This window comes from Methylotenera mobilis 13 (assembly GCF_000384255.1).
Taxonomy (GTDB): domain Bacteria; phylum Pseudomonadota; class Gammaproteobacteria; order Burkholderiales; family Methylophilaceae; genus Methylotenera; species Methylotenera mobilis_B.
This window is the reverse complement of the sequence record NZ_KB913035.1, coordinates 580,952-607,115: the sequence shown is the minus strand read 5'-3', so window position 1 is coordinate 607,115 and position 26,164 is coordinate 580,952. Positions and strand designations below refer to the sequence as shown.

Genomic DNA, 26,164 nt, shown 5'->3' with positions numbered 1-26,164 from the left:
TATACATACTAAATATCACACCCGTTAATACGGTATTGACTTTACGCATCCTTGCATGAAAAAAATCACTTTCAGCCCAAAGCATAACTTAGCGTTACGAGATAACCTGCGAAAAGCTATTAGCATGCCTAGCGAGGTTTATGCGAACCAAAGATACAACACGCCATTGTTTGTATTTCATGAAATGTTTAAAGCTTTTCAGCGACATAACGCGTTAGGCTTGTCAGCCTCATTATCTTTTTATGCGATGTTTGCATTGATTCCTTTAGTATTGCTTATGTTTTTTTTGTTTAGTCAGCTCATTTTTAGCTCTGACTATGCAATTGTTAAACTTGCGATCATCACCAGCAATTTGGTGCCGCAACTCAGCAACTCCATCATGACGGAAGTCTACAGCACAGCAAGACATCAAGCAGCGTGGGGGGCTCTAGGTCTTTTTGTACTTCTTTGGACAGTCACCCCTTTGGCAGGAGCAATGCGTGCAGCATTCTATAGCATCGCCAGCTTAGTCGAAGCGCCCTCCTTTATCAAAAGAAAAGTAAAAGATATGTTTGCCATTATCGGCATGCTACTACTGTTCTTTTTATTTACATTTGCAGGACTAATGCTGGAGAAAGTCATTGTTTTCCTAGGTGCAAGTAGCCGATTTTTACAATATGAAATGTTAGCTACATTAACATCTCTCGGCCTCACCACTCTGTTAATCAGTGTTTTCTACTTTGTCTTTTTCCCTGCACGCTTATATATTAAGCATATTTTGATTGGCGCTTTATTCACGGCAATCCTTTGGCTATTGATGCGACCGGCCTTTACCTTATTTTTATCGATGAATGAATCGTATGGCTCTGTATTCGGGAGCATGAAAAACCTGTTCATCTCTATTACCTGGCTGTATGTAAATTTTGCAGTGTTTTTACTTGGGACCGAGCTCATTGCAACATTAAGAAAAAAAGATGTTCTATTACTAAAAGGGCTGTTTGATGAGTCATCCGAACAAAGCATTGCTACACAATCTCACTATGTAAAAAAACTGATGCAGCGCTACGGAAAGGTATATGAAAAAGATGACATTATCTTTAAACATGGCGAAGCCACCAGTCATCTCTATTACTTAGTGACAGGTGAAGTGGAAATCATTAAAAATAATAAAATATTACGCATGGTTCATGGTGGCGAATACTTTGGCGAAATGGCAATGCTAACAAATACACCAACAATCGCAGAGGCCAAAGTAAGTTCCATCAATGCAGAAGTCATTACGATGGACACTGACAACATTGAAACACTTTTACTGGACGAACCTAAGGTAGCGATGAGGTTTCTACGTAAAATGGCTGCTCGCTTACAACAACAAGACGAATAACTTGACGATTACAACTGACGGGTTTTGATATATTTTTAGGACAAATCATGGCAAAGCAAGCTCCCTTCCACCCACAACCTAGCCAAATGGAAATGCAACCTGTCCTGCACTTATTTAATTCAGGTAAGCTAGCAGAAGCAGAACAAGCAGCTAAAAAACTGGTGGCACGCTACCCTAATACTTTTATTCTGTATCAAATACTAGGTATCTCTCAAGACGGTTTATCTAAGCCAGAGGCTGCCATTGAAAGTTATAAAAAAGCGTTATTAATTCAACCTAACACTCCAGACTTACATTTCAATTTAGGCATCGCACTTTCCAATCTTGGTAACCTAGAGGAAGCAAGCCATCACTACCAGCAAGCCATTTCATTGCAGCCTAACTTTTTCGAGGCTTACGGTAACTTAGGAACATTGCTACAAAAGCAGGGGCTATTAGAAGAAGCCATCAAGAACTACCAGACCGCATTAAATATTCACGAAGATGCACGTGGTCACTTCAATATAGGAACAGCATTACGTGATCAAGGAAAACTGGATGATGCAATTCAACATTTTAATCATGCGATTCGCCTATTTCCTAACTATGCAGACGCACATAATTACCTTGGCGAATGCTTGCGCGATCAAGGCAATATGGAAGAAGCTGTTAAAAGCTATCTGGACACGCTAACACTCAATCCAGACCATGCTGGTGCTAATTACAATATGGGCGAGTTCTTATACCTTGCTAACCGGTTTGATGAGGCTGTTGATTATTTTGAACGGTCGCGCTTAGATGATTGGCAGGAGCGTGCTTTATATTGCACTTACAAAGCGGAACACTTTGACACCTTTAAAACAAAGTTAGACGAGATTGTGCGCACGCATAAAAAACATGATGCTCCGTTTTTGGCCACGCTATCCTCGCACTATGCACGCAACTTCGGCGTAGAAGATCACTATAACTTTTGTAAAAACGGCTTTGACTTTGTTTACCAAAATAGCATCACGGAACTTGCAGAGCCAAATAGCCAGTTTCTAAAAGATCTACTTAACGATATAGACAATACTGCGATTGAAGTACGCGCACAGGGGATGATCATTAACGGCAAACAATCTGCTGGCAATTTATTTAAGCGCCCAGAAGCTTCATTTAGAAAACTGGGTGAGTTAGTTAAACAAGAGTTTATTCATTATAAAAATCGTTTCGCAGGGGCTGACTGTGAACTGATTAAATCTTTTCCTGAAGAGCTTGAGTTCACTAGCTCATGGTATGTAAGATTACGTCGAGCTGGTTATGTAGATCGGCATATTCATGAAGTCGGATGGATTAGCGGGGCCGTTTATTTGGTATTACCTAAAGACAAAAAAGACCCGCTGGAAGGCTGTTTTGAATATGGCTTGCATGGTGATAACTACCCACAAAAACACGATGATTTTCCAGTGGGCGTTGCATCGCCGAATGTTGGCGATATTGTGCTGTTCCCATCGTCGCTATTTCATCGCACGATTCCATTTAACTCGAATGAAGAACGGATTTGCATTGCCTTCGATTTAAAACCACAAGGCGAGATTTTTAGACGTTCAAACTACTAACTTGCTTTAATGAAGACCGCAGACTTTCGACAACTGAAATCACCAGTAAATTCATACCGCATGATTGCCGAAAGTATGCGCTCACTTACCATTAGAACTATGCTTCGTCAGCCTCAACAAGCTTGCGAGCATCTTCAATCATAAACTCTAAGCGCGCTTCTGCAATATCCACCTGTGTATCCATAATAGGGTCAATACACTTGCTACCAAAGATAATTTTGCCTTCTAAATTAGCTTGACTAGTCAGCCGTGTGTAATCTTCTACGATACAGTTCTTAATCACCGCGCCAGCCTCTACCACACAGCTCGCACCTAATACTGCAGGGCCCACAATCGTCGCACCAGCTTCAATTTTGGTACTACCACCGATATAAACTGGTGGGGTAATGTTGACCTGATCAAAATCAACACTTAAATTAATACCTACATGCACGCCCGGCCTCACTTCTCGCCCAGGCATTTTAAAGCCCTTCACTTCACCGTTTAATATCTGGCTGGTCACTGTCCAAACATCTTGCACATTGCCGATATCTAACCATTGAAACGGTAAGTTTATTCCGATAAAAGGTAAATTTTCTTGCGCAAGCTTAGGGAATAATTCGCCACCAATATCGTAAGCAACACCTGAAGGAATATAGTCAAATATCTCTGGTTCAAAGATATAAATACCTGTGTTAGCTAGATTTGAAATTGCATCTTTTGGATCTGGCTTTTCTTGGAACTGTAAGATGCGATCGTCTTCGTCCAGCGCAACGATGCCATATTTAAACACCTCATTATTTGGCACTTCACGAATAATAATGCTGGCAATCGCCTTTTTCTGGCGATGAATCTCCAGTGCTTTACTAATATCCAAATCAATCCAAGCATCACCACAGAGCACAATAAATGTTTCATCAAAGAAACCTGAGAAGTCCTGAATTTTCTTCATACCCCCAGCAGAACCTACTGGCGAGCTTATAGCAACACCAGACTCCACATAACCTTCATAAGAGTAGGCCATGCTTACACCAAACTGCTCACCATCTCTAAAGTAATTTTCAATAATCGGGGCTAAGTGACTAGTGTTCACCATAATCTGATCAACCCCATGCTTTTTAAGCAATTCAATCAGATATTCCATCACAGGCTTTCTTACCAAAGGAATCATTGGCTTAGGAATTTCATGTGTGATTGGCTGGACTCTTGTTCCCTTACCAGCGCCTAGTATCATTGCTTTCATATTATTCTTAATTTATCTTTGATTATTCAACAAGTGTAATTATGCCTAAAATACCACAGTGTGACATGTTTTGTCTGTCGGCAATCAACACATGTCACGCAATACCTCATCACTCAACGATTACGGATTGGCATGTCGGAATCAATACAAACGGAATGGAAAAATGGAAATTACTTGCTAACTTAAAATCGGCTTTACTTCACTCAATGGTGGTGCATTGCCTTTTGCTGGTACATGGCATCATCAGCAGCCTTCAGTAATTGATTGATCGTCTTTTCACTACCTTTGAACAATGTAATGCCTATGCTAACTGCTACTTGATAATCAAATAGTTGTAATCGACAAGGCTGCTCTACCACCGAACGAATTTTATCTGCAACTTGTGTAGCAGCTGCATTTGATTCAGCTAACTCACTGCCTAACTCACTTAGAATGACAATAAACTCATCCCCGCCTAAACGAGCCACCGTATCCACATCTCGAATACAATCCTTAATTCTCTTAGCAAATTCAATTAACAGTAAATCCCCAGCATCATGTCCTTTAGTATCATTAAGCGATTTAAAATTATCGATGTCTAAGAAAATGACAGCTCCATACTGGCCATTTCTGTCGCTAGCCGCTATAGCCTGCTCCAAACGGTCTATCATTAACATCCGATTAGGAATACCTGTTAAGCCATCTTGATTTGCTAGCTTCCATAAAAGATTTTGATGATTAATATGCTCGAGTCGCCCTCGTTGAAGTGAGCGTAAATAAATGTATAAAATGGCAGAAGATACAAACGACAGTAATGCAATCAACCCTATCAATTTGAGACTTAAATCAGTCCAACCAGCCTGCCTAGTCATTAAAATCGAGAAAGGCTCTCCCATCGTTGATAATGATTTTTGATGCTGAAACAATGGAAAAATGGTTGTTTCTATCGCACTTCTTGTGCTGCCTGATACCGAAAACAAATGACCTTTAGTATCTTGTGCACTAAAATCTCGATGGTACACAGTCGCACTAAAACCATCTCGCATTAAATTGTCACTTGGTCTCTGTAGCTTAGTTGTGTCAATAATCATATCGACAATCATGTTCTCTTCTGACTTTATTGGACAGAACACTACATAAGCAACATTTCCTTGAATTAATCTGAATGGATGGCTAGCGACAGGGCGGCGGAGTGTTATCGCTTGAGTCACAGCACTCTCAAGGAAAGGTGAACTTGATACATCTAGACCAAGAATTTCTTGAGAGCCTGATGATAGCGACTCCATATAAATAACGGGATAATAAAACAACTTATCTTGAGGCGGTGCCCAGCCCCTGTTGTCGCCGAAAGAAAATGATTTAACAGTAAAACTAGGATTTCCACCAAGTCGTTTACTGACAATAAAATCTTGTAGCTGCTTCTTTCCCACTTTTTGTATGATTTCTAAGGCAAAAATCTGATCATTCGTCTCGATCACACTTTTAACGTACACCGAGACTTTTTCAGGATTAGTGTTGCCAATCGCCGCAAAAAGAGCGGAAAACCCTTTTAAGACTGTTTCGCTGCTCACCATACTTCTGTTGAGTTTATCGACATACTCTTCACCGTGCTCAGTGAAGCTTCTTTCAGCATCGCGAAGATTGAGATTCACTACCGCCCACAGTGCTATCAAACAAAGTGAGACCCACACCACTAACGCTAGATAAATAGCTAGGGTTGAAATTGGCTTAATAGCGTTTAATTTAGCATTTATCATATGCCGCTAACAAATCAACATTAAGGCAAGTTTAACTCATTCGTAAACATCACCTATAGGCGCCATTGACGGCGGGCTACAAACAAATCGAAAAAAATATTAAAGCTATACAACTGGTTAATACTAATGAATCACAACACCTCGAAACTAGTATCCACGTGGGAATATAGTTTTACAATCACCCTAAAGTGTACATCGACTTACTTTTCACAAACATTAAAAAAGCATTTATGTCGATATCAGTATGATATGTAACTAATAGATTAGGAATAAATGATGCTTTGTAGTGGTGTGTATCTTGATAGTTATTCACAATCGCTTGTATTTCTGAGCGTTGCTCAAGCAAAACATCAACACAATCTGCATCTAATTTTCCAGCATCTGCCATACGCTTTAGCTCATAAAATGCATCATCTTAATGCAATATCCGACAGAGAAAAACAGTCACCAAGCTTAATTTCATAACCTGAAATTGGCACTCCTTGCCTAGTACTATTCACAAAAGTTTTTAACATGTCTTCTTTTGCATCATAAATTGCACATCCTATACGATCCACGATAGGCACAGACTCAAGCATTCTTTCGTGCAAATGACTTAACCGCTCATTTAACGTATCACCGTGCTTTGTTACATCGAGTATTTGATTTCTTATCATATCTTTTAGTATTATTTACCAACAAAGCACTACTGTGTTAACGGCCTCTTCATAAACATCAAGCAATTGCTGCCGGACGCTTCAAACACTTCATTACATGGAATTCGCTTACTTTTAAAACTCAGAGCTCTACAGCCGTAAGGGAAGTTTGGCTCATACGTAATGAAATAATGGATACAACGTAGGCATAACTTACTATTTAGCTGGTTTGAATCATTAATCATAGGTTCTATATATAAAAAAATAGCTACTTATCAGTAGCCAAAAGTTGGCGAACATTCTCGCCAATATCACCGTACTTAACAACGATTATTGACCATTGTCATCTTACCAAATGCATCAATCGCTAGTATCTCGCAATATAACACAAACGAGAAAGCAACCCAGTAATGACCAGAAAGTTAGCCAAAATTGGCACTTTCAGTACCTATAAGAACTGCATTTATAGTAAAGGTCATGCACGTCTTCTGAGCTCATAAGCTACCCTCTGATAGTCGTGGGCAGCTAATGGATGATGTACCATTCCATCTTGCATCATTACCTCTTCAGGTAAAGGCAACTCGTTGATGGCTCGTTTTAATGCAAGTTTAGTCGCCTCGTAATTCCAATCCTGAATTTTGTTATCATCAATAGCATCCCAATGAATAAAAACTCCAACGCAGATGAATACATCATTTGCCTCATCAAGTGGAATCAGGCCTTCTTTAACGCTATCAGCCACTGCTTGTGCGACTCCACATTGAGCCGGACCAAACATCTGCACAGCCTGCTTAGCATTCTTGATATCCACTTTATTAAACATGACAGTGGCTGGTTTCGCCATCATATTAGGTGCAAGTACAGCCAATAAGCCATTCACACCGCGTTTTTGATTAGTGAGTGTATTACAGAAAGCCACTTCGGCTGGACTGCCGCGTGGACCAATAATTAAGTCGACATGGGCAACCTCGTTACCCTCTCCATACAAGGCTTCGCCGACAAATACCTTGTTTATTTTCATCCCGCTCATGATGAACCTCTCTCTCATCTGCTATCAGCAAGCACATTGAAAGATTCATCATCAATTATCGTTAGCTACAGTTAACATTACAGTCAGGAGCATTCAGGTAGCTATCGATTAAATTCAATCACTTACCTTAAGCAATCTCCTTATTGAATAAGACTGTCTTAAAATTAGATAGTTCTAAAAGCTATGCATTGCAATAGTAGCCTGATGGATTCATATACAAAGCCATCAGGTCGAACAACCAATCATAAAATTAAAACAAATCTTGCTGAAATGGGACCAAACTGTTCGCTGGTCTTTTACGGGAGAATTTATTATTTTGTATTGGGCGTGTTTGAGAAGATCTTTTTCTAGACGCATGTTTTTTAATAATTACTGCTGTTTGCTGATAGTCCTTTGAAGTCAATTTAAGCTGGCTAAAGTTTGCTTTTGCTAACTTAAATGCCTGATCAATACTAACCAGAGGCGCAGGATAATCAATACCGATTCGACAACCATATTCAAGCTGTAGAGACTCTGGCATCAGCCATGGCTGAACAATCCAACTATTAGGCACGCACCTTAACGCTGGCAGCCACTTTCTAACAAACACTCCCTCTGGGTCTTGATCTATTGCTTGCTTGATGGGATTGTAAATCCGTAAAGTATTGATGCCGGTAGTACCTGATTGCATCTGCACTTGAGGCCAGTGTATGCCTGGTTCATAGTCCAAAAACTCACGCGCTAGGTGCAAACCAGTCTCTCGCCAATGTAACCATAACAAATAACTAGCAGTGCTCATCAACATCGCACGCATTCTGAAATTAATCCATCCGGTTTCTTTCAACATTGCCATGCAAGCATCTACCAAAGGCCATCCTGTTTTTCCTGCTTTCCAAGCAACTAATCTCGCTTGTGATTCAACACTTGAATAGCTCTCATCTCGAAAGTCATTAAAGGCAGCATGGAGGTTTTGATACTCTATCGCAGGCTCCGACTCTAGCTTTTGCATAAAATGGCAATGCCAATGCAAACGACTTTCAAAACCAACTAATCCTGCTAACAACCCTTTGGGATAAGTGGATGAACTCTCTTCAATATTGAGTTTCTGTTGGCGCACAGACTGCACCACTTCGCGCATGCTCAGCACGCCCCAAGTTAAGTAGGGTGATATTCTAGAACCAGCGCTTTCTGAAGATATCGGGCTAGAAATCCCACCGCGATATCGACTGGCCCGACCATTTAAAAAGGTATGCAACAATTTAACGGCTTCTTCTCTACCACCTTTTTGTCTTGAGTGTTTATCTGATTGAATATGCCTAATGTAGGAAAGATCACTATTTGCAATGGTATCTAATGGCAAAGCGGCCATATTTGCTTGTGATGGTATGGGTATTATTGGGGCAGTCATGCGCTTTTCCCAAATAGAAGTCCAAGTATCTCTATTTTTTAAGCGTCTAACTACTCCGTTTTGTGGATGCTCAATCCAATTGACATGTTGAGCTTTGCACCAGGACGCAACAGCTTTATCCAACTGGTAGCTATTATTGTTTCCTGTCTCCTCATGGCTATGTAAATTTATACAGTAAAACTTTGAGAGATGGTTAAGAGTCTCAATAATGCCCGTATTGATTTGTATAAGTGACAATCCAATTGCTTGTAAATCATGATGGAGTGAAACCAAACACTCCTTAACAAACATTTGATGCTGAGTTGCATAATCACCGCTATTCCAAACACATGAATCCCAAGTGAAAATGGGGATCACCAACCCTTGCTGACAAGCTTCAAATAAAGCCGCATGATCTTGTACTCTCAAGTCACGCTTAAACCATACGACATGAACCAAAGGCTTCATCTAACACCACGTTTTATAAGTTAACTTTGATAAGTCAACTTAAATAAATCTTGGTTCAATCATTTCGTGCTTAACCATGTGATGAGAGTTTGAGTTCAAAATATTTAAAACATTAGGCATGCATTCTAACAATAAAAAAGGACCCAGATTTCTCTGAGTCCTTTTATTCTTGGTGGCCCCCCTGTGAGTCGAACACAGCACCAACGGATTATGAGTCCGCTGCTCTAACCAAGCATGAGCTAGGGGGCCTAAACTTTTGAAGTCGTTATTTTAAACTAATCTTGTCCAGTTTCTAAGAAGCTTCTTAATCTTTCTGAACGAGTTGGATGACGCAACTTACGCAGCGCCTTCGCTTCAATTTGTCTAATACGCTCACGCGTTACATCAAATTGCTTGCCTACCTCTTCAAGCGTATGGTCTGTGTTCATTTCAATACCAAAGCGCATACGTAGTACTTTTGCCTCACGCGGTGTTAGTGACTCCAGCACTTCACTTGTCGCATCGCGTAAACTTGCATAAACAGCGGCATCCACTGGCGCCAATGTCGTACTGTCTTCAATAAAGTCACCTAAGTGAGAATCTTCATCATCACCAATTGGCGTTTCCATTGAAATTGGTTCTTTGCTGATTTTCAAGATCTTACGAATCTTGTCTTCAGGCATTTCCATTTTCTCGGCGAGTAATGCAGGATCCGGCTCAATACCAGTCTCTTGCAAGATTTGGCGGCTGATACGATTCATTTTATTAATCGTTTCAATCATATGCACAGGAATACGGATAGTGCGGGCTTGGTCAGCGATAGAGCGTGTAATTGCCTGACGGATCCACCATGTTGCATAGGTTGAAAATTTAAAACCACGACGGTACTCAAACTTATCTACGGCTTTCATCAAGCCAATATTACCTTCTTGAATCAAGTCTAAGAACTGTAAGCCACGGTTTGTATATTTCTTAGCGATAGAAATCACCAAACGTAAGTTTGCCTCAATCATTTCACGCTTAGCACGACGTGCACGCGCCTCGCCTGTGGTCATTTGTTTATTGATTTCCTTCAGCTCTTTCGCTGAAATACCCACTTTGGTTTCTAAATCAATAATACGTTGCTGTTGATCTAAAATTGAATGGTTAAAGCGCGCTAACTTTTCATTGTATGGCTTATCAGCTTTAAGCTCTTCTTCTAACCAACTTAGGTTACTTTCGTTGCCTGGGAATGATTTGATAAAGTATGGGCGTGGCATACCTGCTTTTTCCACACAGAAATCCAGCACTTTACGCTCGTGACCACGTACCGTTTCAACTAAACCACGTACTTGATCACATAGGCTTTCTACTTGTTTTGGTGAAAAACGGAATGCCGTTAACTCAACAAGAATTTCAGACAACAATGCTAAATACTCAGGATCTTGAGAGCCTTTAACCGGTAAAATCACTGTCATTTTTTGGTGTGCTGCACGCACGACTTCAAAACGTTTAAGTAGCTCTTCTTTAAGTTTAGCTAATGCTTCTGCAGAGATAGCAGCAGCTTTCGCACCATCTTCATCGCCGTCATCTTCATCGTCATCACTCTCAGGCTCTTCTTCCTCTGGAGTTTCTTCTGTCATCGCATCATCTAAACCAATATCGGCATCAATCAAACCGTCAACTAAATCGTCGACGCTTAATTCATCACGCTCAACTTTATCCACCATTTCCAACAAAGCGGCAATCGTGGTAGGGCAAGCAGCAATCGCTTGCACCATATGTTTGAGGCCATCTTCAATACGACGTGCAATCTCAATTTCGCTTTCGCGTGTAAGTAAATCAACTGTACCCATTTCGCGCATATACATACGCACAGGGTCAGTAGTACGACCAAACTCTGAGTCTACTGTGGCAAGTGCTTGCTCAGCTTCTTCAACCGCGTCATCGTCAGTCACTGCTGGAGGTGCGTCAGACATTAACAACGCCTCGGCATCAGGTGTCTCTTCATACACCTGAATACCCATGTCATTAATCATGCCGATAATGCCGTCAATCTGCTCTGAGCCTTGAACGTCATCAGGCAAGTGATCGTTAATCTCGGCATAAGTCAGGTAGCCGCGCTCCTTACCTAATACGATTAAGCTTTTAAGGCGAATGCGACGCTCTTCAGCGCTGACCTCTTGTAGCTCTGGGCGAACATAGTCTTCAGCATTTTTTTCAGCTTGTTGATCACTTTTCTTTGGTCTTGCCATGTCTTACCTCTAAAATTTTAGCTCTGCCATGATGCATGCATCACACATGGCGAATAAGATTACCGTAACCGTGCATTATAACAGAATATAGCCTTATTTTGGCTGGGGTTTACTACCAACAGATTTCAATAGCGCAATTTCATCGGCAGTTAAAGCACTCAAAGGTTTTTCACTGATTCGCGCCAATAATGACGCGCCTTGGCGCTGCGTGTGCACTGCCTGCAACTGCTGGCGGGCACCCACAACCTCTTGTGCTTGATCAAGCGTATCGTCCAATAACGTTAATTCACGCTGCAACTCTTGCAAAATGCTAGTGTCAATTTTTCTTTCCAACTCACGTAACAACACCGCAGGTTTAGAATGGGGATACATCAGGCAAATTTCAATCACTTGCCGTAACAAAACATCCGCATCATCTCGCTCATCCAATAACCTCAAATCCTCTTGCAGCGCAAGACTGGGATGCATCAACAACATTAGCCCAAAGCGCTTTTGTAGCGATACTGTAGTGCGTGTCAACTTTGGCTTAGCCTGCACTGGTGCCTTATTTAAATTTGGCAGTTTTAACAAAGCCTGCATTTCCTCAGGCGACAACAGTGCCAACTCAGCAACCTTTTTACGCAAATACATTGCACTACGTGGCGCATTAATCTGCTGCATAATAGGCTCTGCCTCATTCAGGAAACGCACGCGATCTTCCTGGCTTTGCAGTGCATTATTCTCACTTAAATGCTGCAGAATATACTGAGACAACGGCATTGCGGATTTAATTTCAGCTTCAAACTTTTCTTTACCAAATTCGCGTACGTAAGAATCAGGATCATGCTCTTTAGGTAGAAATAAAAATGATAGCTTCAAACCATCAGTGAGTGCAGGTAGCGCGTTCATTGCTGCGCGCCATGCCGCAGTACGACCAGCATTATCACCATCGAAGCAAAATACAATCTCATCCGCTTGGCGCATCAACTTTGTAATATGGTAAGGGGTTGTGGCAGTACCAAGTGCGGCCACTGCATATTCGATTCCATATTGCGCCAACGCCACCACATCCATATAACCCTCTACCACTAGGGCACGACCCGCATCTCTAATCGCTCTGCGCGCCAAAAATAAGCCATATAACTCATGCCCTTTTTGAAACAATGGCGTTTCTGGTGAGTTGTAATATTTAGGGGTATCTTCTGGATTAATAACGCGGCCACCAAAGCCGATGACCTGTCCTTTTTGGTCATGAATCGGAAACATGATGCGGTCACGGAAGCGGTCATAACGACGGCCTTGCTCGTTCTCTACCACCAAACCTGCCACCGTTAATGCCTCATTGTCATAATGCGGAAAGACACTTTGTAGATTCTGCCAACCAGCGGGCGCATACCCTACCTGAAACTTAGCCGCGACCTGACCACTCAGTCCACGCGCCTTTAAATACTCAATAGCACGCGGTGATTTTTTTAATTCAGCTTTATAAAAATTGGCCGCTTCTTGTAATGCGTCTTGCAAGCCAACGACCACTTTAGGCGCAGGCTTGTCGTTATCGCGCACCTCTTGCGGCACGGTCATACCCACCATTTTAGCTAAATCATGAATCGCATCAACAAAGCTAAGCCCTTGATACTCCATCACAAACCCAATAGAAGTACCATGTGCACCACAGCCAAAACAGTGATAAAACTGCTTGGTAGGACTTACCGTAAAACTAGGGGATTTTTCGTTATGAAACGGGCAGCAGGCAGAATAATTGGCACCTGCTTTTTTTAGCGGCACACTTTTATCAATCACGTCGACAATATCAACGCGATTGAGCAACTCTTGAATAAAACTTTCAGGGATCAAAGTGTCTGCTTTAGCTAAAATAACTACGTTAATAGAATTTGCTAGCCATTCTAGCGCAATCTTTTAAAAACAAAAAAGGAGCTTATCGCTCCTTGTAATGTCTACTTGCATCTATCGCTACGGGTCATCCTAGACGAGTTTTAATCAAACCAGAAATTTTACCCACATCAGCACGACCAGCGACTAACGGCTTAATTTCCGCCATTACCTTGCCCATGTCTTTAATACCAGCAGCGCCTGAATCAACCACAATCTTCTCTAAGATGGCTTTAATCTCATCTTCAGTCAGTTGCTGTGGTAAATATGTTTGCAGCACGGTGACTTCAAACTTTTCCACATCAGCTAAATCATGACGATTAGCTGACTCATACGCTGCAATAGAATCCCGACGCTGTTTGAGCATTTTTTCAATCACAGCAATTACATTGCTGTCATCTAACTCAATACGCTCATCCACCTCACGCTGCTTGATAGCCGCTTGTAATAAACGTATTGCGCCCAAACGCACGCTATCTTTAGCGCGCATCGCGGTTTTCATGTCCTCAGATATCTGAGCCTTTAACGACATGAAAGCTTCTTAGTACAATTTTGCTGGTAAAGTTTGCTTCATCAAGCGGCGATATTGACGCTTAACAGCAGCAGCAGCTTTACGTTTACGTTCCCAAGTTGGCTTCTCGTAAAATTCGCGAGCGCGAAGATCATTCAATAAACCAGTTTTTTCAATTAGGCGCTTAAAGCGACGTAGAGCAACGTCAAACGGCTCATTTTCTTTTACGCGTACACTAGACATTCGTTCTCTCTTATCTGCAACAATTTAATTAGGTGATGCTCAAGTCCGCCAAACAAAGGCTTATAAACTTGAGAAAAGTCCACCATTTTAATCGTATAATTACTTTTATTCAATTACTTTTATAGCTTTGTGTTATAAAAATGCACTTTAAGATCAAAATGGACCAAAATAAATGTTAGTTTTAGGCATTGAATCATCGTGTGACGAAACAGGTATCGCCTTATACGACACGGACAATGGCTTATTATCGCACGCACTACACTCACAAGTAGAGATGCATGCTGAATATGGCGGCGTAGTTCCTGAACTTGCATCACGAGATCATATTCGTCGCGTCTTGCCATTAAGTGAACTTGCGCTTAAAGAGGCCAAGAAAACATTACAAGATATTGACGCCATCGCCTACACACAAGGCCCTGGGTTATCTGGCGCACTATTAGTAGGCACAAGCTTTGCTGAGTCACTTGCGTTTAGTCTGCAAATTCCTACCATTAACGTACACCATCTAGAGGGCCATTTATTAGCACCTTTATTAGAAGACAACCCGCCTGCGTTTCCATTTGTTGCCTTATTGGTTTCTGGTGGGCATAGCCAACTGATGCGTGTTGATGGGATCGGCCAATATGAACTACTTGGCGACACATTGGATGATGCCGCAGGTGAAGCCTTTGATAAAACAGCAAAATTATTAGGGCTTGGTTACCCTGGCGGCCCAGCGCTATCGAATCTAGCAAAAACGGGAAAACCTCGCTTTAAGTTGCCTCGCCCACTGCTCAACAGTGGCGATTTAAACTTTAGCTTTAGTGGCTTAAAAACATCAGTATTAACACTAGTGAACCAACATCAACCCTTAGATGCAGAAACTAAAGCAGATATCGCTTACGAGTTTCAAGAGGCGGTGACAGAAGTGCTAACAATTAAATGCATGAATGCATTACGAGAAACTGGCTTGGATAATTTAATTGTTTCTGGGGGCGTTGGTGCAAACGCAAAACTAAGAGAAAAACTAAACGCAGCCACTAAACGAAAATTATGTAAAGTAAGTTACCCACGCTTAGAGTTTTGCACCGACAACGGCGCGATGATTGCATTTGCTGGCGCAATGCGACTAAAAGCAATGCAAGACACACAAAACAATGCAGATAAAAATTATAGTTTTAGTGTAAAGCCACGTTGGAATTTGAGTGAATTACAAGCACCTTAGTCATCACGGCACTAGCCAAGAATGATGACTAAAAGTGTAATGACTAGTGATAATGACTTTTCTGCGTGATTATTTTATTTCTTTTTACCAAACCCTGACTCAGTACCATCCAACAACTTTTTGATATTGCTTCTGTGCCGCCATATCAAGAAAATAGACATCACTAATACCATCAGCACATAATCGGAAATACCAATCGCGTTATCTGCGTTTGCTAATAAAAACCACGCATACACAGGTGCCAGTGCAGCAGCAACCAATGCCGCAAGTGATGAGTAGCGCGAGATTGCAAACACAAGCACCCATGTCAACAATGCCGCCAAAGCAAGCATGGGGGAGATAGCCAGCATGACCCCTAATGCCGTCGCAACACCCTTACCCCCTTTAAAACCATGGTAAATTGGATATAGGTGGCCAAAAAACACGGCTAAACCTACCGCACCCACCACCCACATGGTCATCCCAGACTGCAAAGCCAGCCACACCGGAAACCAACCTTTAAAGACATCACCCAATAAAGTTAATATGGCTGCTGACTTCTTACCGCTACGCGCTACATTTGTCGCACCAATATTACCGCTGCCTACTGTACGCGGATCTGGCAAACCAAATAACTTACTGACTAAAATCCCGAAAGCGATTGAGCCAAGCAAATAAGCCGCAACAATCCAAACAACTGGCACTAACGTGACAGGAATAAAACCTAATTCATTCATTTAAACTCTCTTTACTATCATCCACGCTAGGCGCGAATCTATGTGTGATACCCACAATTACTAATAAATTGTGGTTTAATATTCAAGATATTACTGGATTCCCGCCTTCGCGGGAATGACGACAAGAAAATAAGGCTTTATGGACACCATTTTTTTAAGCGAAGTTAAAGTACAAACCAAATTAGGCGTACCAGAGTGGGAGCGCATGACCCCGCAAACCATTATCCTAGACATAGAAATCGGCTACGACCTCAGCAAAGCCTGCCAAAGCGACGATGTAAACGACACCATCGACTATGGCGCTGTAGTTAACCGTGTACGTGAAACCCTGCAAGAAAATAGTTTCCAATTAGTAGAAAAACTTGCAGAACACCTATGCCAATTGATTTTGAAAGAATTTAAAGCGTTGAGCGTAAAAGTTAAAGTGGCTAAACCAACAATACTGCCGGGATTAAAGGCGTTGGGGGTTATTATTGAAAGAATTGCCAAATGAATTCTTACAAAGAAGATGACAACAACATTCCCTTTCATTGGAAACTAATTTTCGGAATTGTCTTATTTTTATTGCTGACTTCAGCAGCTTTTTTTGTTTGTAAATTTTTCCTAACTTTTAGCGGCGAAATTTTCCCTTCCAATGTTAGAGACGACTGGGGAACTCTAGGTGACTTTTTTGGAGGGATTTTAAATCCAATTTTTGGTTTTGCTTCTTTTATTGCTCTACTTGCAACTATTTTTTATCAGTCAAAAGAATTAAATGCCTCAACTAAAGAGTTAAGGAACTCTGCTACAGCATTGACGGCTCAAAATAAAGCGATTGAACTGCAAAGTTTTGAGCAGACGTTTTTCTCTTGGATAAACACTTATAGAGATTTACTAAACTCAATTTCTAGCAACGCTGGTTCAAGTATTAAAGATACTACAGGTCGCACTCAATTATATAACTTATGGAATTCCAGCTTAGCATCTCATGCCATTTATAGCTCGATTTCTGATTACGATCCCAATACAGGCTCAATGATATTTAAAAATGAATTTTCTGGTGATTACGGGCTAAATTTCGAAAGCCTATCCAATTACAAAAAAATTGAAATTATTGGCCAACACAAACCTGAAGCCGTCACTGATCAGCTCTTTAAATTATGGTCATTACTCTACCATGAGAATGAATATCAAATTGATAGCCTTTTTAGAACAGTCTACAGATTATTAATTTGGATAGACTCTCAACAACCGCAACGGCTAAACAGCGCCCAAAAATGGCTTTACGTTAGCATAATAAGAAGTCAATTATCATGGATAGAAATGGTATATCTTTACTACAATGGCCTAACAGGCTTGGGTAGCAAATTTAAAATTTTAATTGAGAAGTATGCTCTTTTTGACAATCTTTCATTTGACTCCGATATAGGAATTAAAGTTATGAACAAACATCTTCCTTTAGAAAGAAGTTATTCTAACGAAGCTTTTAGTTCCGAATTAGCAAGAGAGAAATTAGGATTACCTAAATCATCTGAAGATACTTTAGCATTAGCAACTACAACATCTTAGTTCCATTACCCCTTGCAACACGCCGAGCAACGCAGACATAAAGGGAGCTCTCAGCAATCGGCTGTTTGAGGCCAAAGATTTTATTGGGCGAGTTTCCGATTGCTACCCTTTATATTGAGTAGCGCAGGGAAGGCTTAGCCCGTGGTGTGGGGTGCCATTTTCTTTGGTTACTTTCTTTTCAGGCAGTTAAAAGAAAGTAACTAGCTGTCGGGCTACCCCCGACATTCCTCAAACTCCACCACTTTACCCTCCCCCTTAAACTGAGAGGGAGCAACCGTCGGAAAGGGAGAAAACGTCAACCCCGCGGATGATGCACACTATGCAACCGCTTCAACCGCTCTCGTGCCACATGCGTATAAATCTGCGTCGTCGAAATGTCCGAATGACCCAACAGCATCTGTACCACCCTTAAGTCAGCCCCATGATTGAGCAAGTGTGTTGCAAACGCATGTCGCAATACGTGTGGCGACATGTGCTTGGTGATCCCCGCCAGCAAGGCATACCGTTTAATCATGTACCAGAAAGCCTGCCGTGTCATCGCATCACCACGGTTGGTGACAAACAATGCGTCACATAAGCGCTTTTGTATAATCTCCCGCCTAGCATCCTTTAAATACCGCGAAATCCACTCTACTGCATTTTCACCCATCGGCACTAAGCGTGTTTTACTACCCTTCCCCGTCACACGTACGACACTATCACTAAGACTTACTTCCGTTGTTTTAATGGAAACCAACTCAGACACGCGCAAGCCACAGGCATAAAGTAGCTCCAGCATTGCTTTATCTCGCACCCCTGCAGGCTCATTCAAATTTGGCGCGTTGAGCAACGCCTCCACCTCTTCTTCATTCAGGCTTTTGGGCAAGCTACGCGGTAATTTAGGTGACTCAATTTGCACCGTAGGATCATCACTGATTGCATTCTCACGCAAACAATGACGATAAAAACGTCTTAAACTGGCGATTAGGCGACTAATACTGCGAGGCTTGCTCTGTGGGAACTTTACCGCCAAGTATTGCTGAACATCAGCTTTATCTACCGTTAATAGCTGCTTATCTTGCGTCAACACCCAACCTGCAAATGATGTTAGATCTAGCCGATAACTTTCTAATGTGTTTTTTGATAAACCATCCTCCAACCAGAGATGATCAATAAAAACATCAATCTGTGTTGCATCATCAGGTGCAAGCATGCGCTCACTCATTTAGCACTCCAACAGACATCAGACCCTCGTGCTGCAAAAGCCACTGCTTTATCAACAAGCCATCACGCTCACCTTGCATAAAGCCACCTAAGCCACTTTTAGCAAGCACTCGATGACATGGAACAACCAGAGGCAGCTGATTGGCGCCGCAGGCATTTGCAACGGCGCGTGGGCCAGAGCCAACTTGCTGGGCTATCTCGGTGTAAGTTCTAGTCTGCCCACAGGGAATATCGTAGATCGCCTGCCAAACGCGCTTTTGAAATACAGTACCCTGCTGGTTAGTAGGTAAGCTGAAGGTTATATTTGCCTGTTGTAAATATTGCATGATCTGCTGGCAAGCCATACTCACAAGCGAGTGTGTTGATGTTTTTTCTAGTGTTACCTTGTCATGGTCTGGCAACTGCTGTGCGTTAGATAATTGTGGAAGCAACTTAATCATTAACTGTTGATGGCGTACAGTAATAGATACCTGACCAAACGGCGCATTAATGAGTGCACTATGATTAACGTCAGGAGAGTTGGTTTTCATCACGTTATGTTAAACCAAAGCTAGCGATATGCAAACCTCACATGAATATGATTTACAGTAGGGGATCAACGTATAACGATATTATCCGCAAAAAAAACCCCAATGATTTTCATCAATTGGGGTTTTTAATGTGTTTCACACAGACTAAGTATTACGCTTTTTCTACTGGCGCTAAAACTTCTCTGTCACGTGCTACTAACTTCTCTTTAATACGTGCTGACTTACCTGAACGCTCACGTAGGTAGTACAGTTTCGCACGACGAACATCACCGCGACGTTTCAATTCAATTGAAGCGATTAATGGTGAGTAAGTTTGGAATGTACGCTCAACGCCTTCACCTGAAGAGATTTTACGTACGATGAATGATGAGTTCAAACCACGGTTACGTTTAGCGATAACAACGCCTTCGTATGACTGTACACGTTTACGTGTACCTTCAACTACGTTTACGCCAACCACTACAGTGTCACCTGGAGCAAATTCAGGAATCGTTTTGCCTAAACGGGCAATTTCTTCCTCTTCCAACATTTTAATAATATCTGCCATCTTTATTTATCTCTTTCGGTTGCCCGTCGGAGTTCCTTTTAATTGTGAAGAAACTTGTTCCTACTTATCAAAACTCTACTCAAGTTCTTTTAGTAGCCGTGCTTCTTCTTTCGTCAACGGCCTTGCGGCCAATAAATCGGGACGTTGATCCCGAGTTCTTTGCAATGACATTTTCAAACGCCACTGCTTAATCTTGGCATGATTACCTGACATTAACACATCAGGTACTCGTCTGCCGTTATATTCTTCTGGCCTAGTGTAGTGTGGGCAGTCTAACAATCCATCTACGAATGAATCTTCAATTGCAGAATCACTATCACCTAGCGCACCTGGCAACTGGCGGATGATTGCATCCATCAATGCCATGGCAGGCAACTCACCACCACTTAATACATAATCCCCAATCGATATTTCTTCATCTACTTCAGCATCAATTAAACGCTGATCGACACCTTCATATCGACTGGCAAGCAATACCAAGCCTTGCTTCCTGCTTAACTCCATCACTTTTTGATGGGTCAGCGGCTTTCCTGCTGGCGACAGATGCACCACCCAATATTCATCAACCTGATTAGTCGTCTGTGCTGCTTTTGCTGCGCCAATTGCTTTTTCAAGCGGCTGCACCAACATCACCATACCAGGACCACCACCGTAGGGTCTATCATCTACGGTTTTATGATTATCGCTAGTAAAATCACGTGGATTCCAAAAGCCAACCTCATAAATACCTTGTTGTAATGCCCTGCTTGTAATGCCATGTTTAGTGATAGCATCAAACATTTCGGGAAACAAGGTCACAATATCAAATTTAAACGCCATGATTTAAACGGTTTAATTTTAACGAAACGACTAAAAGTCTTCGTCCCAATCAACCAACATCGTCTTAGCTTTTAAATCCACCTCCAGCACGACCGTTGCTACAAACGGCAATAGCCGCTCTTGCGGTTTCTGTTTATCAGCATCTGCGTTTGCTACATTAGGTTCCACTACATCTGGTTTTACGACAAGTACATCATTTGCACCTGTTTCAAACACTTCAGTAATTAAACCAAAATCAACACCTTGACTGTTTTTAACACGTAACCCGATTAAGTCTGACCAGTAATACTCATTTTCGTCAGGCTCCGGCAACTGCTCTCTGGGCACGGCAATCTGCTTACCTTTGCATGCAAAAGCAGCATCTCGATCATCAATGCCCTGTAGCTTCACAACGATGACATCATTGTGAAGCTTAGCAGTTTCAACCACCATTTCGCGCCAGTCGTCGCCTTTACCTAGCCACCACGTGTCATAATCAAACAGACCATCGATTGCTTCTGTATCTGGCAACACTTTGAGCCAACCATAAACGCCGTAGGGCGCAACAATGCGCCCCATTACTACCATGTTATTCACAGCCATTTTAATTGCTTAGGTAAATTACCTAAGCTTTTTAAATTAAGCGTCAGCAGCTGGTGTTTCAGCAGCGGCAGCCTCGGCAGCTTTAGCTGCAGCAGCAGCCTCTGCGGCTTGAGCGTCAGCTTCTGCCTTAGCAGCGTCAGCGGCTGCTTTTAATTTTGCAGCTTCTTCAGCAGCAGCTTTTGCTTTAGCAGCTTCAGCCTTAGCAGCGTCTTTTGCTTTAGCAGCAATAGCAGCTTCTGGACCTTTAGCGTGGAATTTAACTAAGCGTGCAACCGTCTCTGACAATTGCGCGCCGTTATTTTGCCAATGCGTAACACGAGCTAAATCAATACGTAAACCTTCAGCGTTTGCGCTAGCTGATGGGTTGTAAAAACCAACACGCTCAATAAAGCGGCCATCACGACGATTGCGTGAATCAGCTACAACCACGTTGTAGAAAGGAGTTTTTTTCGCGCCACCACGAGCTAAACGAATAATAACCATAATCTTTGTTCTCTTTTGAAAAATTTAAAGCAGAAAGGCGCGGATTTTACGTTACTTATACACCTTTTGGCAAGCTATTTATCTACATTTATTAATCAACTGATGATTTATATATAAATAGTTTGCCTGCGCGGTTTATAAATGCAATTGATAACGTGTAGGGTCCGCTAACCCTGCGGCTAAGAAGCCATCGCGACGTAAACGGCACGAGTCACACAAACCACAGGCTTCGCCCTCACTATCAGCCTGATAGCATGAAACCGTCATGGCGTAATCTACACCTAATGTTGTGCCCAGTTTAACGATCTGGGCTTTAGTCATATCAATCAAAGGTGCATGGATGGTAATGGTTTTACCCTCCACGGCACTTTTAGTCGCCAGATTAGCCATATCCTGAAATGCTTTAACGTATTCTCCGCGACAATCTGGATAACCTGAATAATCTAACGCATTCACGCCAATAAAAATATCTTGTGCTTGCAACACTTCTGCCCAAGCCAACGCAAGCGACAGCATAATGGTATTACGTGCTGGCACATAAGTAATTGGAATACCTTCTGTTGCGCTCTCTGGCACTGCAATAGCATCGTCAGTCAGCGCCGAGCCTCCAAATAGAGATAAATCTAGCTGCGCAGTCTTGTGTGCGGCTGCGCCCATGACTTTGGCAACATTTTTAGCTGCGAACAACTCTGCAATATGCCGCTGATGGTAGTCCAAACTTAAACAGTAGCACTCGAAGCCTTGATTTCGAGCATAAGCTAGCACGGTGGCTGAATCTAAGCCACCGGACAATAGTACAACAGCTTTTTTTGTCATTTTCCTGGCACCTCGCCCCACAATATCTTATGTAACTGCAATTGCATACGGACAGGAAGCTTATCGGCCAACACCCAATCCGCTAAGTCTGACGGCATTAATTGACTATAGACTGGTGAAAATAGTACTGGGCATTTATCGGTCAATCGCTCTTTCACCAACAGGTCCTTTGCCCAATCATAATCTGCGCGACTACATAGCACGAACTTCACCTCATCGGTCTTTTTAAGATGTGTGAGATTAGCCCATAAGTTATTTTTAAGCTCACCTGAATCTGGTGTTTTAATATCCAAGATCACTGATACACGAGCGTCAACGGGGCCAATATCAATAGCACCGCCAGTTTCTAAAGAGACACTATAACCTTGGTCACATAGCGCCTTGAGCAATACGTGGCAATCTTTTTGCGCCAACGGTTCACCTCCAGTCACGGTGACATATGGCGTACCAAACTCAGCGACCTTACTAAGAATGTCATCAATTTCCATATTATTGCCGCCACTAAAAGCATAGGCAGTGTCACAATACACGCAACGCATTGGGCAGCCAGTAAGGCGCACAAATACGGTAGGCAAGCCCACACGCGAGGACTCACCTTGTAGGGAGTAAAAAATTTCGTGGATTTTAAGTTTCATCAAATACTTTGCACACTAACAATTAATAACGCAAAAAAATAGCGCCAATACAGAGATTGGCACTATTTTAACTTAAAAGCTTTATTTGCCTAAATATAGAGAAATAAACAACTTTTAGATTATTTACCTATTTTAAATACTTATCGAATCGCCTCAAGTGCTTTTAGGCGTTTCTGCGCAGTTGGCGTCAACTCACTGTTTGGAAATTTAGCCACTAAATCACGCAATGTTTTTTTAGCGCCTGGCACTAAACCCAGTTGGATCTGACTATTTGCCAAATTGAACATTGCATCAGGTACTTTTGGACTATCTGGGTAGGTGTCAATCAACTTTTGCTGTGTTGCAATAGATGATTTGTAATTTTTTAGTGCAAATTGCGAGTAGCCCAAACCATACATTGCTTCAGGTGCAAGACTACTATTAGGGTAGTCTTTTAAGAACTTGTCATACTCTTTAAAAGCATCTTTGTGCTTAGATTCTTTTGACAGGCCATTGGCTAACTCTAGCAACTGGTATTCCTGTGTGTTCTTTTCAACAACCACCGCTGGAGGCGCAGCGACCTCGGCCACTGGAGCAGACTCTAACTTGCGTAAGCGCTCGTCAATGTCCGTATATAAATCTTTTTGGCGTTGAAGTGCGGTTTCAACTTTATGATTAGCGACCTCTAGTTCGCCTTTCAGTCTTGCATTCTCTTGCTTTAATGCATCTAGCTGCGACTGCATATCAGCTAAACCATTTCTGGTGACGGCATCTTGCTGCTCATTTGATTGTTTTAAATCACGTAGCGCAGATTGCGTAGCCTGATTCTGGCTTTGCAAGTTTTTCTCAACTTCCAGTATTTTCTTTCGCGCCTCTTCATCATCAAACAATGCAGAGTGACCACTCATTGAAAATAATTGCGTTGCTAAAAATACGCTAGACAGAATCAGGTTTTTCATCATTTTTAAACTTAGTAATTTTAAAATTAGTAACTAAGAATTAGTCGTTTTCGTAAACAACATCAACACGGCGGTTCAATTGATGACAAGCTTCATCAGCGCAATTTGCTGATGCTTTTTCTTCACCAAAACTCACTGTTTCGATTTGCTTGTCTTGAACGCCTAACAAGTTAAATGATTTTTTAACTGATACTGCGCGACGTTGACCCAATGAAACGTTGTACTCACGTGTACCGCGCTCATCAGCGTTACCTTGCAATACTAATTTAGCATTGCTGTTAGCAAGCAAGTATTTAGCATGTGCTTCGATTAGAGGACGAAACTCTGCACGCACTGTATCGCTGTCAAAGTCAAAGTAGATGTTTCTTTTTGACAAAATATTGTTTGGATCTTTAAGCGGATTGTTACCATTGTTAGCATTGCTATCAATTACAACCTCTTTAACACCAGAAGTATCTGCTGAACCGTTAGCAGATTGTGATGAACCAGCTGGGCTTTTATCTTCAACGCCTGCTGGTTTGTCTGTCATTGGTGTACTTTTACAAGCAGATAACATTGCTGCTAGCACTAAAGCACCTAAAACTTTTTTATTAAACATTCCCTTATTCATTACCTTCTCCTTTAGTAAAAACAAACTTTCTGTATTGCATCATGTTAATTCAATAGCGGACCCCATGCTGGCTCGCGAATATCGCCGCCGGACTCGCTCAAACGCTGTCTCACGCGACCATCTGCAGACACTGCAGCAAGTGAACCACGACCACCCGTTCTAGTGGCATATAGTACCACACGCCCATTAGGCGCAAAACTTGGAGACTCATCTTGAGAGCCTTCACTGACGATTTGCACTTGTCCTGTCGCTAGATTTTGCAACGCGACACGGAATTTTCCACCATCATTTCGAATCATCGCTAGCGACTTGCCATCTGGAGAGAAGCGTGGGCTTAAATTGTAAGGGCCGTCAAAGGTGACCCGCTGCGCATCGCCACCAATGGACGACACTTTGTAAATTTGTGGGCTACCGCCACGATCAGAGCTGAAATATATCCATTTAGCATCTGGTGACCAGACTGGCTCGGTATCGATCGCGCTACTCTTAGTCAACTGCCTCAAGCCACTGCCATCAGCGTTAATCAGATAAAGTTGGGAGTTGGCTGCATGCGTTAACACAATGGCAAGTTTACTGCCGTCTGGTGACCATGCAGGCGCACTATTATTACCTTTGTAGCTTGCTAATGTTATACGTTGACCTGTCATGAGCGATTGCACGAAGATGATTGGTTTTTTCTTCTCAAACGAGACGTATGCAATCTTGCTACCATCTGGCGACCATGCAGGCGAAATAATCGGCTCGTTTGAGGAAACAACCGTTTGTGGGTTAACACCGTCAGCATCAGCCACCTGTAAAGCATATCGGCCTTTGGACTTATTAATGTAAGCAATGCGACTAGCAAAGATGGCTGACTCACCTGTCAACTTTTGGTAAATGACGTCTGCTATTTTATGTGCAGTCATACGTAATTGATTTGGCGCAATGTTGTAATCCATACCTGCTAACTGAGTCTGTTTTAGCACATCCCCTAACTGAAAACTCACCTTAAGACGATTGCCAGGTAAGGTTTCTATTTTACCAACAGCAATCGCTTGTGCCTGCAAAGCAGCCCAATCACTGTATTTAACTTGAGAAATAGCACTAGGCTTACTCGCAACACCTGCCGTTTCTAACACCCTAAACATGCCACTTCGGCGCAAATCTGCGCTGATGATATTAGCAATGTTTTCTTGATTTTTAACATTGTCCTGATTAAACGGCACAATTGCGATAGGGAGTTGTTGCGCATTGCCGCCGCTGATTTCAATTTCTAATGCGGCGTGACTAGTCGATGGCATCATTGCAGATGTCATGATTA

General features: G+C 42.1%; 27 protein-coding genes and 1 tRNA gene. 5 read left to right on the top strand and 23 right to left on the bottom strand.

From position 1 onward, the window contains the following. Positions 1 to 55: 55 nt before the first annotated feature. Both A391_RS0102945 and A391_RS0102940 read left to right on the top strand, forming a co-directional pair. Positions 56 to 1,363, top strand: coding sequence for a YhjD/YihY/BrkB family envelope integrity protein (locus tag A391_RS0102945; protein WP_019897218.1), 1,308 nt, complete (start codon positions 56 to 58; stop codon positions 1,361 to 1,363). Between the two features lie 47 nt (positions 1,364 to 1,410). Next, complete coding sequence (locus A391_RS0102940; RefSeq protein ID WP_019897217.1) at positions 1,411 to 2,940, top strand: tetratricopeptide repeat protein; 1,530 nt, start codon at positions 1,411 to 1,413, stop codon at positions 2,938 to 2,940. A 97-nt stretch (positions 2,941 to 3,037) separates the two neighbouring features. Here A391_RS0102940 and A391_RS0102935 read toward each other — a convergent pair whose 3' ends face one another. The 11 genes from A391_RS0102935 to rpsU form a co-directional block, all read right to left on the bottom strand. Next, complete coding sequence (locus A391_RS0102935) at positions 3,038 to 4,162, bottom strand: sugar phosphate nucleotidyltransferase (protein ID WP_019897216.1); 1,125 nt, start codon at positions 4,160 to 4,162, stop codon at positions 3,038 to 3,040. A 203-nt stretch (positions 4,163 to 4,365) separates the two neighbouring features. Beyond that, positions 4,366 to 5,898, bottom strand: a complete 1,533-nt coding sequence (locus tag A391_RS0102930) for a sensor domain-containing diguanylate cyclase (RefSeq protein WP_019897214.1) — start codon at positions 5,896 to 5,898, stop codon at positions 4,366 to 4,368. A 178-nt stretch (positions 5,899 to 6,076) separates the two neighbouring features. Next, positions 6,077 to 6,286 carry a hypothetical protein gene (locus A391_RS0102925; protein WP_019897213.1) on the bottom strand — a complete coding sequence of 70 codons (210 nt, stop codon included), beginning with the start codon at positions 6,284 to 6,286 and terminating at the stop codon, positions 6,077 to 6,079. 22 nt (positions 6,287 to 6,308) lie between these two features. Continuing rightward, positions 6,309 to 6,554 carry a hypothetical protein gene (locus A391_RS0102920; protein WP_019897212.1) on the bottom strand — a complete coding sequence of 82 codons (246 nt, stop codon included), beginning with the start codon at positions 6,552 to 6,554 and terminating at the stop codon, positions 6,309 to 6,311. A 454-nt stretch (positions 6,555 to 7,008) separates the two neighbouring features. Next, positions 7,009 to 7,563 (bottom strand): formaldehyde-activating enzyme, encoded by a 555-nt coding sequence (fae, locus tag A391_RS0102915; RefSeq protein ID WP_019897210.1) that lies wholly within the window; start codon positions 7,561 to 7,563, stop codon positions 7,009 to 7,011. 250 nt (positions 7,564 to 7,813) lie between these two features. Further along, positions 7,814 to 9,397 (bottom strand): cryptochrome/deoxyribodipyrimidine photo-lyase family protein, encoded by a 1,584-nt coding sequence (locus A391_RS0102910; RefSeq protein ID WP_019897209.1) that lies wholly within the window; start codon positions 9,395 to 9,397, stop codon positions 7,814 to 7,816. A 170-nt stretch (positions 9,398 to 9,567) separates the two neighbouring features. Further along, positions 9,568 to 9,646 (bottom strand) — tRNA-Ile (locus tag A391_RS0102905). A gap of 26 nt (positions 9,647 to 9,672) precedes the next feature. Beyond that, positions 9,673 to 11,610, bottom strand: coding sequence for an RNA polymerase sigma factor RpoD (rpoD, locus tag A391_RS0102900; protein ID WP_019897207.1), 1,938 nt, complete (start codon positions 11,608 to 11,610; stop codon positions 9,673 to 9,675). Between the two features lie 93 nt (positions 11,611 to 11,703). Then, positions 11,704 to 13,443, bottom strand: a complete 1,740-nt coding sequence (dnaG, locus tag A391_RS0102895) for a DNA primase (protein ID WP_019897205.1) — start codon at positions 13,441 to 13,443, stop codon at positions 11,704 to 11,706. Positions 13,444 to 13,567: 124 nt separating this feature from the next. Beyond that, positions 13,568 to 14,011: a GatB/YqeY domain-containing protein gene (locus A391_RS0102890; protein WP_019897203.1), complete on the bottom strand. Its 444-nt coding sequence runs from the start codon at positions 14,009 to 14,011 to the stop codon at positions 13,568 to 13,570. Between the two features lie 9 nt (positions 14,012 to 14,020). Continuing rightward, positions 14,021 to 14,233, bottom strand: coding sequence for a 30S ribosomal protein S21 (gene rpsU / locus A391_RS0102885; RefSeq protein ID WP_015833002.1), 213 nt, complete (start codon positions 14,231 to 14,233; stop codon positions 14,021 to 14,023). 172 nt (positions 14,234 to 14,405) lie between these two features. Between rpsU and tsaD the strand changes: the two genes are divergently transcribed. Continuing rightward, the gene (tsaD, locus tag A391_RS0102880) at positions 14,406 to 15,437 is read left to right on the top strand and encodes a tRNA (adenosine(37)-N6)-threonylcarbamoyltransferase complex transferase subunit TsaD (protein WP_019897199.1); all 1,032 of its coding nucleotides are present in this window, start codon (positions 14,406 to 14,408) and stop codon (positions 15,435 to 15,437) included. A 74-nt stretch (positions 15,438 to 15,511) separates the two neighbouring features. Here the strand turns inward: tsaD and plsY are convergent, their stop codons facing one another. Then, the gene (gene plsY, locus A391_RS0102875) at positions 15,512 to 16,153 is read right to left on the bottom strand and encodes a glycerol-3-phosphate 1-O-acyltransferase PlsY (RefSeq protein WP_019897197.1); all 642 of its coding nucleotides are present in this window, start codon (positions 16,151 to 16,153) and stop codon (positions 15,512 to 15,514) included. Positions 16,154 to 16,292: 139 nt separating this feature from the next. On the opposite strand from plsY, the gene folB reads away from it, so the two are divergent. Continuing rightward, positions 16,293 to 16,646, top strand: coding sequence for a dihydroneopterin aldolase (gene folB / locus A391_RS0102870; protein WP_019897196.1), 354 nt, complete (start codon positions 16,293 to 16,295; stop codon positions 16,644 to 16,646). Continuing rightward, positions 16,643 to 17,701 (top strand): putative phage abortive infection protein, encoded by a 1,059-nt coding sequence (locus A391_RS14105; protein WP_019897194.1) that lies wholly within the window; start codon positions 16,643 to 16,645, stop codon positions 17,699 to 17,701. Before folB ends, A391_RS14105 begins: the two co-directional genes overlap by 4 nt. Before the next feature lie 295 nt (positions 17,702 to 17,996). Here A391_RS14105 and xerD read toward each other — a convergent pair whose 3' ends face one another. From xerD to tolB, 11 genes are all read right to left on the bottom strand, one after another. Next, the gene (gene xerD, locus A391_RS0102860) at positions 17,997 to 18,905 is read right to left on the bottom strand and encodes a site-specific tyrosine recombinase XerD (protein WP_019897192.1); all 909 of its coding nucleotides are present in this window, start codon (positions 18,903 to 18,905) and stop codon (positions 17,997 to 17,999) included. Beyond that, positions 18,898 to 19,434: a methylated-DNA--[protein]-cysteine S-methyltransferase gene (locus A391_RS0102855; RefSeq protein WP_019897190.1), complete on the bottom strand. Its 537-nt coding sequence runs from the start codon at positions 19,432 to 19,434 to the stop codon at positions 18,898 to 18,900. The genes xerD and A391_RS0102855 overlap by 8 nt, the downstream gene beginning before the upstream one ends. Before the next feature lie 151 nt (positions 19,435 to 19,585). After that, positions 19,586 to 19,981, bottom strand: coding sequence for a 50S ribosomal protein L19 (rplS, locus tag A391_RS0102850; protein ID WP_019897188.1), 396 nt, complete (start codon positions 19,979 to 19,981; stop codon positions 19,586 to 19,588). 75 nt (positions 19,982 to 20,056) lie between these two features. Continuing rightward, on the bottom strand, positions 20,057 to 20,800 hold the full coding sequence (gene trmD / locus A391_RS0102845; RefSeq protein WP_019897180.1) for a tRNA (guanosine(37)-N1)-methyltransferase TrmD: 744 nt from the start codon (positions 20,798 to 20,800) through the stop codon (positions 20,057 to 20,059). 30 nt (positions 20,801 to 20,830) lie between these two features. Beyond that, the gene (rimM, locus tag A391_RS0102840) at positions 20,831 to 21,382 is read right to left on the bottom strand and encodes a ribosome maturation factor RimM (RefSeq protein ID WP_019897175.1); all 552 of its coding nucleotides are present in this window, start codon (positions 21,380 to 21,382) and stop codon (positions 20,831 to 20,833) included. Positions 21,383 to 21,418: 36 nt separating this feature from the next. After that, entirely contained in the window at positions 21,419 to 21,865 is a 447-nt protein-coding gene (gene rpsP / locus A391_RS0102835; protein WP_019897173.1) for a 30S ribosomal protein S16, read from the bottom strand. 135 nt (positions 21,866 to 22,000) lie between these two features. Then, a complete protein-coding gene (queC, locus tag A391_RS0102830) occupies positions 22,001 to 22,681 on the bottom strand; it encodes a 7-cyano-7-deazaguanine synthase QueC (protein WP_019897171.1) in 681 nt (226 codons plus the stop codon). Further along, complete coding sequence (gene queE / locus A391_RS0102825; RefSeq protein WP_019897165.1) at positions 22,678 to 23,316, bottom strand: 7-carboxy-7-deazaguanine synthase QueE; 639 nt, start codon at positions 23,314 to 23,316, stop codon at positions 22,678 to 22,680. Before queE ends, queC begins: the two co-directional genes overlap by 4 nt. 140 nt (positions 23,317 to 23,456) lie before the next feature. Continuing rightward, entirely contained in the window at positions 23,457 to 24,257 is an 801-nt protein-coding gene (ybgF, locus tag A391_RS0102820) for a tol-pal system protein YbgF (protein WP_019897164.1), read from the bottom strand. Between the two features lie 37 nt (positions 24,258 to 24,294). After that, entirely contained in the window at positions 24,295 to 24,864 is a 570-nt protein-coding gene (locus A391_RS0102815) for an OmpA family protein (protein ID WP_019897162.1), read from the bottom strand. Positions 24,865 to 24,908: 44 nt separating this feature from the next. Then, on the bottom strand, positions 24,909 to 26,159 hold the full coding sequence (gene tolB / locus A391_RS0102810; RefSeq protein ID WP_036316959.1) for a Tol-Pal system beta propeller repeat protein TolB: 1,251 nt from the start codon (positions 26,157 to 26,159) through the stop codon (positions 24,909 to 24,911). Positions 26,160 to 26,164 lie beyond the last annotated feature (5 nt).